Below are 16509 nucleotides of genomic sequence, written 5' to 3'. Positions count from 1 at the left end.
GGAATAGTAAATTTGAAGGACTGTTTTAAGTTCAAGGAAACATCTTGCATACAATATAAAAACCTCATCAGTGAATAGTTTCGCTGCTTTCACAGCCAGTGAATCTGTGTCAATGCGATGTGTTTCTCAAAACCGAGGCAAGAATATGAAACCTGCATCCGTCATTATTATGGACGAACACCCTATTGTCAGAATGTCGATAGAAGTTCTGCTACAGAAAAATAAAAATATTGATGTTGTTATGAAAACGGACGATAGCCGGGAGGTGATTAACTATATGCGCACCCATTCTGTCGATTTAGTGATTCTGGATATTGAGCTACCGTCTATCGACGGCTTTACTTTATTAAAGCGAATCAAAAGCATACAAGCAGACACTCGCATACTTTTCTTATCATCAAAATCTGAGCGATTTTATGCAGGGCGTGCTATTCAGGCTGGCGCAAATGGTTTTGTTAGCAAAAGGAAGGAACAGGAAGATATCTATCATGCGGTCGAAATGCTGCTTTCGGGGTATTCTTTCTTCCCTTCTGAAACACTGGAATTAATCAGTAACGCGGGTTCACGTAAAGGAGCCACCAATGATATGCCATTGTCTAATAGAGAGATAACCGTATTACGTTATCTGGCGAATGGCCTGTCTAATAAGGAGATTGCCGAGCAATTGCTGCTCAGTAACAAAACCATCAGTGCGCATAAATCAAATATATTTTCAAAACTGCATGTCACTTCTATTGTCGAGCTTATCGATTACGCACGCGTAAAAGAATTATTATAGACGCATCACAGTTGGCATTAAAAAACCGGGATCTTGCCCCGGTTTTTTAATGCCCTTGAGATACTTCCTGGCAAACTAATAATAATTGATCATAAAAGTCGCATCGGCATTCGCCTGCCCTGCCTGCGGGTTATCCGCCAGCGCGATGTAATTAGCAAAGAAGTTTAATACCGCATTGCCGTTGGCATCGACCGCCACGTCCTGACTTGCCTGCTCTAGCGGCAATGGCGTTTTGTCTTTATCGCGCAATTCGATAGCCACGTTTGTCGCCCCACTGCTGTCGTTCAGCCCCAGTAATCCGGGGTTACCAGCGGCTTGTTTGCCAGAAAAAGTAATCGATGCCGCTCCCGGAGGGCAACCGTTCAGCTTTAAGGTGAATGGCATGCTTTGGGTCGTACTGCCTACGGTACGCAGCTCTTTTGTCGGCCAGCGCCCGAGTTGCACCGTTTTGTTTTCGTCGCCGATTTCTACATAACAGCTGAAATCCACCACGTTTCCACGCAGTTCGATATTCACTTCACCGAGCGAAGAGCCCGCTTGTGCGTAATTCACCATGCCGCTAGTCAGCAATAAAACCCGCACCAGAGTCCCGAATGATTTTTTAGTCATAATCCACCCGCAAGTAACCCCGCGTGCTGAATGGCCCTTCCGCAGGTTTGTTGCCGGTGACGCTCACCGGCCAGGCGCGTATACCCACTTGCGCCGTAGCGGCATCATCAAGTTGGAACTTGATTTTGCTACTGAGATCATTGGGCGTCAGCGGTTGCCCGGTACTGTCGGCAACGATAAACCCGAGATCGTTATTGTTCGATACCATCATTTTGCCGGACGCTTTTTCCGCCTCCAGGCGCAGCGATAGATAAGCCTGTGCCGCCACATTGGTGCATTTTATGGCGACCGTTTTGCTCTGCGGCGTCACGCCTTGCGGGCGATTCCCCGCTCCCGCCTGGCTAAACAACGATGCGCCAATATCCCCGAAATCAAATTCGACGATTTGCCCGGCGTTAATCTCACAGTTTTGTGGCACTTCGATTTTGCCGCTGTAGCTGATGGTATAAACCGGCGTGGTCAGCGGGTCGGTGTTTCGCGTGGTGACATACACCGTAAACATGGTTTGCCTGGGGATCGGCACCATATTGATAAATTTGCGCGTCACTTTGAGCTTAAAAATTAGCTTCGAGTCCTGAACGCCAAAAGGCTGCTGTTTAGAAACAGCGCTGTCACTTCCCATCTGAATGTAATTGCGTGGCGGGTAAAACTGCCCGGCATAACTGTCCGTAATACTCATCGCCCCTTCTAGATAGTCATTGAGTTTCATGTATTTATAGCCGCCGATGGTTTCCTGCACCGGAAGCGAAGTCACGTAGCTACGCATGGTGGTGTTGCCCTGGGTTCCTGCCGGGCAAGTGGCATTCACACCCACCCAGCCTGATTTCGCCGCCAGGGTAATAATTTGCCCGACGTTATTGTTTTCACTGGTGAAGACATCCGACAAATCGTAAAAAATATCCGTCGGCACCCCGTTGGAGTTTTTGCAGACCGTGGCAAACGCGGGGAAGGTGCAAGTCAACAGCATCGATCCCGCTAAAAATGTCATCAATTTCATAAACAGATCCCTGAAAATTTTATGAGCAGGTCGCGCTCGCCACGACAACCGCCTGAGACAGGCTTTCCGGCGACAAGGTATACGGCGCAAGACACTGTGACCCTTTGCCATCGCCCCACTGAACGAGTAGTTTTCCCTTAAGCGGCAAGCCGCTGAGATAGATTTGCCCTTCGTCCCCAACCATGCTGGTGACCCCGCTAGTTTCTTCGCGCACCACGGAACCGAACGGCACCGCACGCCCGGCTCGCGTGACGGTAATAATGGCTCGCACGCCTATTCGCGCCTTAAATTCCGCACGGACAACTGCGCCATCCGTCGGCACCACGCTGCTGACGTTGTTTTCAATGTCGGTGTGGTTATCCATGGTGTTGGTATCGAGCGCGATGCGGTTGTAGCGATAAACCGTGGCGTACGGCATCACCGCATAACCTCGCCAGTCGGTTCTCACTCCGGTCTGATTTTCGACGCTGACACCGCTGGCTCCCGGTGCTTTGATTAACACGTTGGTGTCGCCAAGCGGCTGGCTAAAAGTGACGCCATCTGCGTGCCCGATAACTCCGCCGGACGCCTGCCAGTTGAAATCATGCTGATCGCGGTCATAGTTGTAGCCCAGACCGAGCGTGCCGTAAGTCGCCTGCCAGTTGGCATTCGCACTTCCGCTGTATCCGTTGGTATCGCTATGGCCCTGAGTCACGCTGTAGTTGAGATTGCGCCCTTCCAGTAACGTGCCGCCGATCCCGGCTTGCATCGTGGCGTCGCCATCAGAATTATTGCTGGCGGCAAAGGTGGCATACGCGCGATCAAGGGTGCTGGTGCGCGAATATCCATGCCCCAACAAGGTGCTGAACGGCACGGAAAGGTTGAAAGCCATAATGCGATCGTTGCCGGAAATCCCGACGGATTTGCTCCAGGACATCGAAAGCGAATAGCTTATGCCGCGCCAGCCGCTGGCATAGCCGGTCTGATACCAGGTGTTGTTTTGATTGGTTTCCCAGTATGTTTGCTGGCTACCGGAAAGGTAGAGCGAGCCGTAATCCCCCAGCGATTGAGAAACGTTGACTTGAAAACGCCCGCGCTTGCTGTAGCGCAAATTGTGGTAGCTCTGCACCACCGGCTCATTTTTGCCGCCGCCGTCTGCTTCATCGGCGTATTCATAGCCTTCGATATTTTTGTATGCCACTTCGTCGAGCGTATAAAAGCCGCGCGTGGAATAGCGGTAGCCCAGCAACTGGAAGTTGGTGCCGTAATCGCTGAGGGATTTGGCGTAGAGGAAGCGCAGTGACTGGCCCTGATGTTCGCTGTCATCCGCCAGCCGACTGCGGGCGTGGGTGACATCCATCGAAATGGCTCCCCATTCGCCGAGGTTTTTGCCCGCGCCCATTGCCAGCGCGGTGTAATCTTCAGCAAGCTGCGTGCCGCCATAAACGGTATAGCCATCGCGTAAACCGGCCACCAGCGTGGCCTGGGTGAAGAATGGCGTAGTTTGCTGGTCGCTGCCGCTGCGGAAATCCCCGGCCACAACGTCGAATTTCACCCGCCCTTCACGCTGTAACAACGGAACGGTGGAGTACGGCACGGTATATTTTTGCTGCGTGCCGTCTTTCTCTTCGAGCGTCACGTCGAGATCGCCACTGGACGAGGTCGGGTTGAGGTCACTAATCACAAACGCACCCGGCGAAACGTAGCTTTGGTAAATCACAAAGCCGTTCTGGCGGATGGTGATTTTGGCGTTAGTGCGGGCGATACCGCGCACCGTGGGCGCGTAGCCTTGCAGGCTGTCGGGATACATATTATCCGCCGAATAAAGCCGTGCGCCGCGAAAACCGAGACTGTCGAACACGTCGCTGCCGGTATTGCTGTCGCCCATCACCAGCTCGCTTTTGAGCGGGATAATCGTGCGCTGCGCGTAGGTGCTGATGTTGTTCCAGTGGCTGGTTCGGTAATCATCACCCCGGCTGTAGCTCCAGGCGCCGCTGTTACGCAATCGCCACGGCCCATAGTTCAGGCCGCTTTGCAGGCTTAAATAATAGTTATCGTCAGAACTGCCATGGTTGCCGGTAAAGCCGTAGTTCAGCAGTGCGGCGGGGATCCCCTCGTCCCACTGGTTCGGGGGAATATAACCCCGTGCGCTGTTGAGCAGCGACGCCTGCGGCAAGCTGATATCAAGGCGTAATTTGGCAAAATCAAAGTGGGTTTCGGAATCAGGGATAAGCGTTGCCATCGGCACACATTCACCGGCCTTAAACTTCGCCAGTTGAGGATAAGCGAGCATATTTAAGCCGAGGCGTTTGAGCCACTCAGTGTCCAGACACGGCACCAGCCCGCTTGATGTGGCTTTTCCGCTTTTGGCGTCGCTGGCAATGAAACGGATATCCTGAGTGGCGATAAATTCATCGTTACGCCAGATATCCACGCGATATTCGCCCGGAGCCTGGTGGCTGCCTTTTTCGAAACGTGATAAATCCGCCACGGCGGCGTCTTCTGCCGATAAAAACCCAGGGTTAAAGTAGCTTTCAGCTGAACTTATTCCGGGCCAGAGGGCTGCCATTATCATCGCCGCAAGCGGGGTGACTGACTTATTGTTCATCTGCCAGGTATCCTTATTGTGCAGATCACCTGCATTACTGCATTACGCCCGCTTGCACCGGCGTGACCGCACCGTAGTCATTCACCGTCTGGAAGGAGATAGCGCCTTTCAGGCCTGCGGGAACCGTCACCTGCGATACGCTTTTTGGCGCGACCATGGTATTGGCGAGTTTTTCGTTGCCGATTTTTAGATTGACGGTGCTGACGTAATAGGGAGAAGGATTGTGAATGCTCAACTGCCCGCCGCTACGGCTAAAGCGCAGTTGTTTTGCCGCTTCTTCTGGCTGCATTTGCAGGTTTTTAGGGCGCACAAACAGCTTGATGCGCGACAAAATCGCCAGTTGCAGCACGTTGCTGCCTTCGAGGTTATCTTTATCGACCGAAGGAATCGCTTTCACGTTCATCCAGTAAATCGTCTCGCGGTCAGTTGGCAACGGCGGCCCGGCGTAAATAATGCGCAGCGTGTTTTCACTTGAGGGTTCGCTGACAAATAGCGGCGGCGTTACAATAAACGTTTTATCTTTCACGCCCTGGTTATTTTCAATCCACGAGTTCACAAGATAGCGTTCTTTATTGTCGCTATTTTTAATTGAGAGTGAGGTTTGTTTTGCCTCAGCAGGATAAATAACCCGAGTTGCACCCAGAGCAATGCCTCCGGCCGCTTGTACATTAAAGCCCAGCATTAACAGGCACAGCATTATGGCCGAGCCTTGTTTAAATAAAGTCGTCATTACACGGCACCATCATTATTTCTCTGTTTAACTTCAGCAATAATGAATTAATAAATGAAGCCTCATTGCTGAGGCTTTAGATTAAGATTGATGAACGGGTTTTGTAGGGTGGATACGGGGTTTGTCATCAGTCTCATACCTCATTTTTGAGGTTTTTATTATTCGTATTTCATGACGAAGGTGGCGTCTGCATTCGCCTGACCGGCTGTTGCAACCGCTGCGGTAGATTTATAACGCGCGGTAAACGGCAAGGTGTTAGTGCCATCAATCAGAGTCTGCGCGGTGGAGAATACTGCGCCATCCGGGGTCAGCACTTTAGATTTGTTGTCCAGAATCTGGATACCCACGCCGCCTGCTGTGGTGCTGTTGTCACCCGAGTTAATCGCCAGCAGCGTAGGATCGGTGGCATCAGTCTGGCCAGAGAAGGAGACGGAAGCCAGGGTTGAAACAGATGTATCGCAATCATTAAGCACGATAGTGAATGGAATCTGAGCGGAGGTATCGCCCACTTTAGTAAATGCCGCAGTGCGGTACTGGCCCAATTTCACCGTCTGATCGGAAGACTGAGTGCTGACTGCGCAGGCTGCATTCACCAGTTCACCTTTAAAGTGAATAGTTCCGCCATTAACAGTGACCGCATCGGCTTGTGCTGCGCCGCTCACTAATGCAATACCCGCAACCAAAGTAGATGCAATTTTGCTGAATTTCATTGAGATTCCTTTTATTATCAAAATACCCTGTTTGAATAATGCATCCTTCATTATTCCAGTAAATAACCGAGGCCATAGGCAGCCTATTCCCTCCCCTCATTCCCTGTGGAGATATTTATTTATCGTTATCAGCGAGATTGTGATTTTCATTTAAATCCCAATATCTTCGACGGGGGATAATTTAAGTTAAATACACATTTAATAACATGTACCAAACCTTTATCATGCCTAAGGAATGTCTTATTAACGCCTAAGAAATAGTGGCGACAAAAGAACCACTCCCAAAAGGAAGTGTCTGTGGAGAGTGAGCGTAGCCAACAAAGAGGCGGCCTGGAGTATGACGAGTACAGATAAAACCTGGTACATTCCGGGCGAATAACAGATATTCTTAGCCAATGTTTTTAAGCCGTTAAATTATTGATTCACTGGATCGATCCTGATGATACAAAAAATGTTAAAAATGCCTTTGTTGTTGGCATTATTGTCCTGCCTGATATTGACTCCTTTGATATCACATGCTGATGATTCTACAGGACAAACTGCCACCGAAGAGCCTGCAAAGGTCAACGCCAGCACCGCGCTGCCTGCGTTGCAAAAACGCCTGGATGCGTTAAAACAGCGCGTCTCCGCCGCGAAAATGGACAAGCAGTTCACCAGTCTTAACGACGATGCGCAAAAGCTGGCGAGCGAAGCCGACAAACTCGCCGTGGCGCTGGCTCCGCAATTAACCCAAATTCAGGCGCAGCTTGATGTTCTGGGGCCAGCCCCTGCGCCGGGCACGCTGGCAGAAACGCCGCAAGTGGTGAGCCAACGCAAGCAGCTCAATAACAGCAAAACGTTGCTCACTACCCAAATTGAGCAAACGAAAGCGATTTCCGTGGGCGCGCAAAACCTGTCGTCACAAATTTCCGGGTTGCGTCGTGACGCGCTGAAAACGCAAATCGCGCTGAACACCGGCAGTATTCTCGGTGAAAAGTTCTGGTCGCCGGTAGTGAGTTATAGCGATAAAGACGCCGAACGTTTTGGGGACTTTGGTACGCAGGTTAGCAACGCGTGGGACCAGGCGTGGAGCGAAGAATGGCGTCTGGGCACCGGGATCTATTTGCTGTTAGCGCTGGGCATTGGGCTATTGGGTCGCCGTGGGCTGGATAGCCCAATGAACTGGATTTTGCCGCGCTGGCTGCCGCAGGGGCGTTTTCGTCGCAGCTTCCTGGCTTGTTTCACCACGTTAAGCACCACGCTGACGCTGGGCATCAGCATGCAGTTGCTGTGTTATATCTTCACTCGCCTGCCCGATACCTCCGCGTTGATCAACGAATTTGCCGAGCAATTAGTTGAACTCACCTATTTTTCTGCGGTGATCGCCGGGCTGGGTATCGCACTGCTCTCCAATAACCACCCTTCCTGGCGACTGCCAGGCATTGCCGATCCCATCGCTAAAACGCTGGCGACATTCCCGATTTTGCTGGCAACGTTTATCTTTATCTTCGGCATTATTGAACAACTCAACGCGCTGGTCGGCGCGAGTATTGCCGCCACGCTCTTTGGTAATGGTCTTTCCGCATTACTGGTGGCGCTGAACTGTTTAATCGCCCCGATTCGCGTTAACCGTATCCGCCGTAAAATGCGTGCCGATGGCGAGCAAACCGAAGCCCGCTCAACGGTCGCGGGCCTGATTCACCTGGTCATCAGCCTCACCGCGTTCGTCATCCTGCTGGCATTGCTGATTGGTTACATCCCGCTGGCGCGTTTCGTCACCTTCGAATTGCTGTGGATTGGGCTGGTGGTTTCCAGCCTGTATCTGCTGATTCATTTCGTGGTTGATTTGTGTGAAGCGGTATTCTCGCCTTCCACCCAGAGCGGGAAAATCCTCAAAAGCACGTTGAGTGTGAATGACCGTCACCTGTCGCTTGCCGCAACGTTGTTCTCCGCGCTAGGCAAAACGACGCTGCTCATAATGGCCGCCGTAGCGCTGCTGAACGGCACTTTCGGCACCACGACGCCGATGGAGTTGCTGACCAAGATTGCCGATATGTGGGGCGGAAAAGGCCTCGAAGGCATGAACATCATCCCGGCACATGCGCTTAATGCGGTGCTGTGTCTGGTGGTCGGCTGGTATGTGCTGCGCTCCACGCGCCGCTGGCTGGACAATGATTTCCTGCCAAAAACCAATATGGATCGCGGCCTGCGTGCCTCGCTGGTGACGCTGTTTACCAACGTCGGCTACGTGCTGATTATCATGCTCACCCTTTCGATGCTCGGCATTGAATGGAACAAACTGGCATGGATCGTCAGCGCCCTGTCGGTGGGTATCGGTTTTGGCTTGCAGGAAATCGTGAAGAACTTTATCTCCGGCCTGATTCTGTTAACCGAGCGCCCGGTGAAAGTGGGTGATTTAGTGAGCATCAGCGGCGTTGAAGGGGATATCCGTCGCATCAATGTGCGCGCCACCGAGATTCAGTTAGGCGACAAATCCACGGTCATCGTGCCGAATTCGCAGCTCATTTCGCAGAACGTGCGTAACGCCACGATGGGCAATGCACAAGGCGTGGCAACCATTGCCCTGACCTTCCCGCTGGATATCGACCCAGAGCAAGTGCGTAATTTATTGCTCGAAGCCTATAATCTGCATGAATCGATTCTGGAAAACCCGAAGCCTTCCGTCAGCTTTAAAGAGCTGGGGCCAACCGGCATCGTGCTGAGCGTAACCGGCTATGTAAACAGCCCGCGCATGGTGAGCTCAACGCGCAGCGACTTGCTGTATGAAATCCTCAAAATGCTGCGCGCGGCGGGTGTTAGCCTGAGCCAGACGCAGACCATGGTACTCGAGCAACCAATCAGCAAAATCGCCACCGAAGAGTAAGTCTGCCGCTACAATCTGTGGAAACGGGTTGTAGCGGAATCATCATTATTAAGAATAATCGCCATCAAACCCATTCAGCAGTTTGATACAAATCAATAAGGGTTCAGGCGTCCGGCAGCATTATCTCGCTCCGGAAATATTCCATTTCTCATATTCACGGTTGTGAATAAATTGAGAAAAAATACTGATAAGAGAGTTAATGATGAGCAAACTGAAAACGTTAGTGATGGTTCTGGGTTTTGTCGCTTTTTCTGCCAGCGCTGCGCTGCCGCTGTTTAACGGCAAAGGCCAACCGGGTGATGTGCATATCGACCAGGGCGGCCCGGTTTACCTGAACGGCAAAGAAATGAAGCTGAAGAAAATCAACGACAACTATTACGAAGCCACTGGCCAGGGCGTTGTGCTGTCAATTTCCACCTCCCCGGACGGTTCAGCAGATGTCAGCTGGACAGGCAAACATCGCGCGCACGGCATGATTGTTTCTGCTGAGCAAGCCGCTGCTGATGCCAAAGGCCCATCCGGTCGCCCGCTGGATTGCAGCCGTAAAGATCTGACTAACGCAGAAATGAAAGCCTGCCAATAAAAAAACCGGTCATGGAGGACCGGCTTTTAGTACGTCATTAAATCAATTCTTATTAAGACAACAACTCAATCGGCTCGTTATTCCCGCGAGCACGCCACAGCACGAACCAGCGTTGAATCGACGCCACCATAATCACCAGGCCCAACGCGACCATGACAATGGAAATCGTGCCGTTGAAGATGTTGAAACCTTTCGCGGCGCTGTTGAAGTAGACGTTTTTCACCATCCAGTACGCTGCGTAGTTGACCGTCACGTACAGATACGACAACGGCACCAGGCAAGTCAGTACGTACCAGCGTTTTTCTGACATGCGCAGGATAATGGTCGCGCCAATCATCAGGCCAATCGACGCCATTAACTGGTTAGATACGCCAAACAGCGCCCACACCGAGTTGATATCGCCGGAGTTCAGCAAGTAACCCCATAACAGGCAAGCCACGATGCTGCAACCAATCGCGCCTGGCATCCAGTTAGTGCGTTTGAGCGGAGCCCAGATATCACCGAGGAAATCTTGCAGTAAATAACGTGCGACGCGAGTACCGGAGTCCACCGCCGTCAGAATAAACACCGCCTCGAACATCACCACGAACTGGAAGAAGTAAGACGCCAGATGGCTGAACCATGGTATGCGGGTGAAGATATCCGCCATGCCGACCGCCAGCGTCACCGCCCCGCCGGTACGACCGTATAAATCCAGGCCGATGGATTCGCTCAACTGCGGCAGATTCACCACGTTCATGCCCAAACCAGCAAACACTTCCGGTGCGGAGTTAATCGCGAAGTAATCTGCTGGATGCAGCGCCGTGGCAGCAATCAGTGCCATTACGCCCACCACGCATTCCGCCAACATCGCGCCGAAAGCCACCGGCAGAATGTCGTTCCATTTGTCGATTTGTTTTGGCGTGGTGCCGGAACCGATAAACGCATGGAAGCCAGAAATCGCGCCACAGGCGATGGTGATAGAGATAAACGGCCAGACTGGGCCAGCCAGAACTGGGCCATTACCGTGGATAAACTGCGTCACCGCCGGGAACTGAATTTCCGGGTTGATGAACACCACGCCCACCACCAGCGCGCCGAACACGCCGATTTTCATAAAGCTTGAAAGGTAACCGCGCGGGGTCAGCAGCATCCACACCGGCAAAGCGGTGGCAAAGAAGGCGTAGAACGGCAGCACCAGGCTGACGGTTGAAGCGCGCAGACTCAGCCATTCGCCGAATGACGATTCCTGGATATATGGGCCGATGATCACGCAGGCGAAGATAACGATAATCCCCACCCAGGTCGCGCCGCGCATGCTGCCGGTATAGCGTTCCCACAGGCCAACGCAAATCGCCACCGGGATAGTCATAAACACCGCAAACGTGCCCCACGGGTTACGTTCCAGCGCGTGCACCACAACCATCGATAAACCCGCCATGGTGATGGTGATAATGAATAACATCGCCAGGCCAGTACACCAGCCAGCGACCGGGCCAAGCTCCGCTTTTGCCACTTCTGAGAGCGACTTTCCACGGTGTTTCATGGAGGCGAACAGCACCACGGTGTCGTGCACCGCGCCGCCCACCACACAGCCAATCACCAACCACAGGAAGCTTGGCAGATAACCATATTGCGCGGCCAGAACCGGGCCAACCAACGGGCCAGCGGCGGCAATCGCAGCAAAGTGGCTGCCGAAGTTAACCCATTTTTTAGTCGGGACGTAGTCTTTGCCGTCCTCAAGAACATGTGACGGTGTGATTTCAGAGTCATCAGCCTTCAGAACTTTACGGACGAAAAACACCCCGTAAAGGCGATAGCAGATAGCCAGAATACACAGGGTCGCGATAACAAACGTTAGTGCGTGTTGCATAACCCACTCCAGAGCCAAAGAGAAAAAATTCAGCGCTATGCTGGCATGGGGCGGGGGTGCAAGGAGTGGGAGTTTTGGTGAGTGGTTGTATTTGCGTGTGAGTGGTTGGAAATGGGGGGTGAGTGGTTTTAATCACCCTCACCCCGGCCCTCTCCCTGAGGGAGAGGGTTAGGGTGAGGGCCTTACACTACTTCTGAGGCCTCAGCGCCTTCACCTGATCCGCCGTCACATCCCCCGGCAAACCACCCCACGTCACGCGCAGGTAATTTACCAGCTCCGCAATCTGCGCATCATCCAGACGATCACCAAACCCTGGCATACTCTGCATGCTTTCCCCGTTCGGGAAGTTTTGCGCAGGCAGACCGTCCATAACCGAAACGATCAGGTTCTTCGCATCCGGCTGGCGCAGCGTGGCGTTGTTCAGCATGGAAACAGCAACGTGCGGTTTGCCTTCGCCTTCACGGGCATGGCAGCCAGCGCACTGGTCGAGATAGGTCATGCGCCCTGCCTCGTTGCCCTGGCCGAGTTTCGCCGGGATCGCCGCCGGAGGCGCTTCGCCCATCAGATACGTCGCCATCGCTTTTTGATCTTCAGGCGTCAAATGCTGCGTGCTCAGATCCACCACCATATGCATTTCGCTAAACGCGCTGCCCTGTGGCGCAATGCCGGTGGTGAGGAATTGTTTCACGTCGTCCGGCGTCCAGCCGCGTTGCGCTAATGCTTTCGGCGTAATATCCGGCGCCATAAAGCGCCCAAGTTCCCCACCCTGCATCGCTTTGTCGAGCTTCATCTGGCCGAGTAATCCGCGCTCGGTATGGCATTCGCCACAGTGCCCGAGCACGTCCGCCAGATAACGTCCACGCTGCCAGTCGGCAGAGTTGCCGGTAGAAATCGCAGGCAGCGGATCTTTGCTGTGGAACAGGATATTCCAGCCAATCAGCGCGATACGCTGGTTGAACGGGAAGCTCATTTCGTTATCCGGCGTTTTCACGTCTACCGCCGGGCGGGTCATCAGATACGCATAAATGTCGTCTGAATCCTGGCGCGAAATGTTTTTGTACGAGGTGTACGGCATCGCCGGGAACAGATGGCGTCCGGTTGGGCCAACGCCCTCGGTCAGCGCTTTATAGAAATCATCTTTCGTCCAGCGGCCAATCCCGTAATCAGCCGATGGCGTCAGGTTGCTGCCGTAAATTGTGCCGTACGGGGATTCCAGCGGATAGCCACCCGCCAGCGGTGCGCCGCCGGATGCCGTGTGGCAAGCCGCGCAGTCAGCCGCTTTGGCAAGATAACTGCCGCGCTCGATTTGCTCTTTGCTGGCGGTGACTTTTTGCACCGGGCCGTCATACGTGCGGTATTCCCGCCAGTACAGAATCGCCACGATAATGGCGATAATCACCAGTACGATTAGCGCGAGACGCTTTTTCATTTCACCGCCTCCTTCACCAGCCCCGGCGTTTTCAGCACCACGTCGCGCACGGCTTCGTAGTAACGCACGTAGCCGGTGCAGCGGCAGATGTGGTTTTCCAGCGCCTGGGAAATTGCGCCTTCCAGTTCGTCGCGTTCGATGGGCTCGCGCTTGAGTTTCTCAACAAAAATCGTCGCGGCATTCACAAAGCCTGGCGTGCAGTAGCCGCACTGGAAGCTGTAATGATCGAGGAAAGATTGCTGGATCGGCGAAAGCTCGACGACTTCGCCTTGCTCATCGACTTTGGCGTGGCCTTCCACGGTGCGGACTTTTTTGCCGTTAAAGAAATGTGCGCCGGTAATGCAGGTGCGCACTTCTTCGCTGGTGCCGCTTGGGTTATCGACAATCGCCACACAAGCGTGACAAATGCCCTGCCCGCAACCAAGGCGCGAACCGGTCAGATAAACGTATTCGTGGAGGAAATCGATCATCATCAACCCTTCCGGCACATCAATCGGGCCGTACGGTTTGTTGTTGATGGTCAGGGTCATTGGTTTAGTTTTGATGCTCATGGTAATACCTCACGAATATTTTCAGCACGGACAGGCAAATCACGGAAACGGTGGCCGGTGGCATCGGCAAGCGCGTTAATAATCGCGGCAACTACCGGGATCATCACCACTTCAGCCATACCTTTTGGCGGGTCAGTTTCCGAAAGCGCAGGCAGGATATCGCCGGTCTGTTTCCAGACGGCAACATCGCTGGCGCGCGGCATGTGGTAACGGTTGAAGTTCCATGTTCCGTTACCCGGCCCGTCTTCGTAGAGAGGTAAATATTCGTGGAGCGCGTGGCCGATACCCATCGCCAGGCCGCCCTGCAACTGCCCGGAAACCAGTTCCGGCACAATCAAGTTGCCGCATTCCATAATCGAGTGGTGATTGAGCAGTTCGACATCACCCGTTGCGAGGCTGACCGCAATTTCTGCCAGCGTGGCGACCGCGCTGTAGTACGTCACCGCCGCGTTGTTACGCTGGGTTGGCGGGTAATAAACGTGTTCGCGAGCGAGCGTGGTGAATTCGCCATTGCCGTTGCGCACCGATAAACCATCAATCGGCAGGCGTCTGCTTTGCTCGCCCAGTTTGAAATCGGCTTCTGCCCACTGCCAACGGTTAAACACATGCACCGCTGCGCCGGTCATCAGCCCCATTTCATAGGCCTTTTTCGCAATTCTTTCGAGGCTGAGAATTTCCATGCCAGCGGCGGTTAAGCCACCTTCCACCCAACGGGCGTCGTCGATACGCACCACCAACGGAGCCGCCTGGCCGCCGCCGATTCCGGTGCTCCAGATTGCCATCGCCGCAGGCCACACGCCCTGTTCGAACACTAAACGCGCCGCTTCACGCGTGCTGTGGGAGAAGTAAAAAGCCGAGTTACTGGCGCTCGATGGCGAGCAGTAAGACGGTGACCACGCCGGGTTTGCCGCCAGTTTGTCCTGCTCTTCCTGGGACATAATGTACGGGTCGCCGCTGGTGACAATCGGCAGCGTTGACCAATCAGTAACGGAGAAATGCGCTTCATCAGCCGGTTTGCCCAGCCATTGCGCGCACAGCACCGATTGTGAAGTCGACATGCCGGTGCCCATTTCCGCGCCGCTGTGGTGCAAAGTAATGCGCCCTTCAGCACTCAATTCCACGCGGGCAAACGAGGTTTCCGCTCCGGTGCCAAAGTCTTTTTGCACGCAGCCAAAGCCGACGCCGTAGCGTTTGCCTGGGTTTTTCATTTCAAATTCGGCTTTGCGTTCAGCGCGTTTCAGCCAGATTTCATGTTTTGCCGCTTTCGCTAACACTTCATCGACACGAATCGCCCCGCCAGGAATCGCGCCTTGCGTGTTTTTCATGCCGGATTTCAGCGCGTTGCGCATACGGAATTCGATTGGGTCGATATTCAGCTCGGCGGCAATTTCATCCACCATCATTTCAGTGGCGGCCATGCTTTGCAGCGTGCCGTAACCGCGAGCGGAACCGGCGTCAATAGCGCGGGAAGCTATGCCAACCGCCGACAAATCACTTTTCGGGAAGTAGTAAATGGACTGCGCAGCCGTCGCGCCGACCATGGCAACTGATGGCGTAAAGTTGCTGCGCCCGCCGCCGTTGGCGGTCATATCGCCTAAAAACGATTGCAGAACGCCGGTCTGTTTGTTGACCGCAATGGTGTAATTCATGTCGAACGCGTGGCGTTTGATCGAGGTCTGGAACTGCTCGTAGCGGTCGTTGGCCAGGCGCACCGGATGACCGTCGCCATACATCGCCGCCACCGCGCCGTAAAACGGGAAGTTGTAGTGATCTTTCGAGCCGTAACCCACGGTGTAACACGGATGCAGAATCAGCTGTTTTACCGGCGACGTGGCTTTTGCCAGCATGCGCGGCATTTCGTCGGCCACTTCCTGCGGGGATTGCGTCGGCACCACCATATGCAGCGTTTGCGTGGCGGGGTCGAACCAGCCGTTGGAGTTATCTGGCTCAAGGGCGGCGGTGTCGATAGATTGCGTGGTGTAGCGGCGGTTCATTACCAGCCAGTCTTGCGGCGGGTTTTTCAGCTCGTCGGCAATTTGCGAAGCATAGAACATGCCTTCCTGGTCCAGCTTGCCGCCTTCGCGCCCTTCAGGCCAAACCGGCAGATGCTTTCTCATTGATACCGGGAAGATGGGCATATCTTTCAGGCTGGAGAATTTATCGTCGTCCTGGGAAGTGGCCCCGCCGACGCGCACAAAGCGGAAGGTTCCCCACGGGTCACGCTCCAGCGGCCCGGTTTCTGCGCCATACTGGATCACTTCGTCTTTGAATTTCAGTTTGTCTTTGGCGAAACGGAAACGGGCGAAATCGTGATAGATCAAAATCGCTACGGCCTGGCCGAGATACGCCGGAGTTTTGCCGGTCGGCAGCAGCATGTCTTCGCCGTAAAACGCCGGGAAGGCTAAACCGTCGCGCGCCAAATCTTCAGCGGTCACAATACGGTCAGGTTTGAGATCGTCGCCTAATAAAGAGAGATCGATACCGCTAAACAGCCTGTCGGCTTGAGTGGTGCGCAAAATAAAGGCGTGGGCCTGTTTCTGCGGCCAGTGCGGCATATCTACGGCACGAATATCACGGGCGAAAACTTTCTGGCCCATGACTTTTGATTTGCCGTCGATACGAAAACGAACGCGTTTGTTTTTGGCATCCCATTCCGGGGACTGGAGGATTTTAGCCTCAAACAATGCTGCGTAGGCGCGGCTGTAGAGAGGGGCAAGATAGACCGCGACTCCTGCTACGACGGCGCTTTTTATAAAGCGACGCCGCGATGGATTAAAATTGCTCATAAAACATCCCGTTAATTTTATAATTGTCTTTTTT

At 53.5% G+C, this 16509-nt stretch carries 12 protein-coding genes; 3 read left to right on the top strand and 9 right to left on the bottom strand.

Features of this window, described 5'->3' with window-relative positions:
* The first annotated feature begins 145 nt into the window (after positions 1–145).
* Complete coding sequence (gene fimZ / locus D6029_RS13820; protein WP_120065307.1) at positions 146–778, top strand: fimbria biosynthesis transcriptional regulator FimZ; 633 nt, start codon at positions 146–148, stop codon at positions 776–778.
* A 75-nt stretch (positions 779–853) separates the two neighbouring features.
* Here fimZ and sfmF read toward each other — a convergent pair whose 3' ends face one another.
* From sfmF to fimA, 5 genes are all read right to left on the bottom strand, one after another.
* Entirely contained in the window at positions 854–1333 is a 480-nt protein-coding gene (sfmF, locus tag D6029_RS13815) for a fimbria assembly protein (RefSeq protein WP_244212411.1), read from the bottom strand.
* Between the two features lie 46 nt (positions 1334–1379).
* The gene (fimH, locus tag D6029_RS13810; protein ID WP_120065305.1) at positions 1380–2384 is read right to left on the bottom strand and encodes a type 1 fimbria D-mannose specific adhesin FimH; all 1005 of its coding nucleotides are present in this window, start codon (positions 2382–2384) and stop codon (positions 1380–1382) included.
* Positions 2385–2403: 19 nt separating this feature from the next.
* Positions 2404–4971: a fimbrial biogenesis usher protein gene (locus D6029_RS13805; protein WP_120065304.1), complete on the bottom strand. Its 2568-nt coding sequence runs from the start codon at positions 4969–4971 to the stop codon at positions 2404–2406.
* 34 nt (positions 4972–5005) lie between these two features.
* The gene (gene fimC, locus D6029_RS13800) at positions 5006–5701 is read right to left on the bottom strand and encodes a type 1 fimbria chaperone FimC (RefSeq protein WP_120065303.1); all 696 of its coding nucleotides are present in this window, start codon (positions 5699–5701) and stop codon (positions 5006–5008) included.
* Between the two features lie 158 nt (positions 5702–5859).
* Positions 5860–6411 (bottom strand): type 1 fimbrial major subunit FimA, encoded by a 552-nt coding sequence (gene fimA, locus D6029_RS13795; protein WP_120065302.1) that lies wholly within the window; start codon positions 6409–6411, stop codon positions 5860–5862.
* A gap of 451 nt (positions 6412–6862) precedes the next feature.
* On the opposite strand from fimA, the gene D6029_RS13790 reads away from it, so the two are divergent.
* A complete protein-coding gene (locus tag D6029_RS13790) occupies positions 6863–9274 on the top strand; it encodes a DUF3772 domain-containing protein (RefSeq protein WP_167456005.1) in 2412 nt (803 codons plus the stop codon).
* Between the two features lie 202 nt (positions 9275–9476).
* Entirely contained in the window at positions 9477–9857 is a 381-nt protein-coding gene (locus D6029_RS13785; RefSeq protein WP_208642683.1) for a hypothetical protein, read from the top strand.
* Positions 9858–9909: 52 nt separating this feature from the next.
* On the opposite strand, the gene D6029_RS13780 is transcribed toward D6029_RS13785, so the two are convergent.
* The 4 genes from D6029_RS13780 to D6029_RS13765 all read right to left on the bottom strand — a co-directional run bounded on the left by D6029_RS13780 (position 9910) and on the right by D6029_RS13765 (position 16475).
* The gene (locus D6029_RS13780; protein WP_120065301.1) at positions 9910–11709 is read right to left on the bottom strand and encodes a carbon starvation CstA family protein; all 1800 of its coding nucleotides are present in this window, start codon (positions 11707–11709) and stop codon (positions 9910–9912) included.
* 187 nt (positions 11710–11896) lie between these two features.
* The gene (locus D6029_RS13775) at positions 11897–13138 is read right to left on the bottom strand and encodes a c-type cytochrome (RefSeq protein ID WP_120065300.1); all 1242 of its coding nucleotides are present in this window, start codon (positions 13136–13138) and stop codon (positions 11897–11899) included.
* Positions 13135–13689 (bottom strand): (2Fe-2S)-binding protein, encoded by a 555-nt coding sequence (locus D6029_RS13770; protein WP_120065299.1) that lies wholly within the window; start codon positions 13687–13689, stop codon positions 13135–13137. Before D6029_RS13770 ends, D6029_RS13775 begins: the two co-directional genes overlap by 4 nt.
* On the bottom strand, positions 13686–16475 hold the full coding sequence (locus D6029_RS13765; RefSeq protein ID WP_120065298.1) for a xanthine dehydrogenase family protein molybdopterin-binding subunit: 2790 nt from the start codon (positions 16473–16475) through the stop codon (positions 13686–13688). The genes D6029_RS13770 and D6029_RS13765 overlap by 4 nt, the downstream gene beginning before the upstream one ends.
* Positions 16476–16509: the final 34 nt, after the last annotated feature.

Source organism: Buttiauxella izardii (assembly GCF_003601925.1).
GTDB classification, from domain to species: Bacteria; Pseudomonadota; Gammaproteobacteria; order Enterobacterales; family Enterobacteriaceae; genus Buttiauxella; species Buttiauxella izardii.
This window is presented reverse-complemented; position numbering and strand designations above follow the sequence as displayed.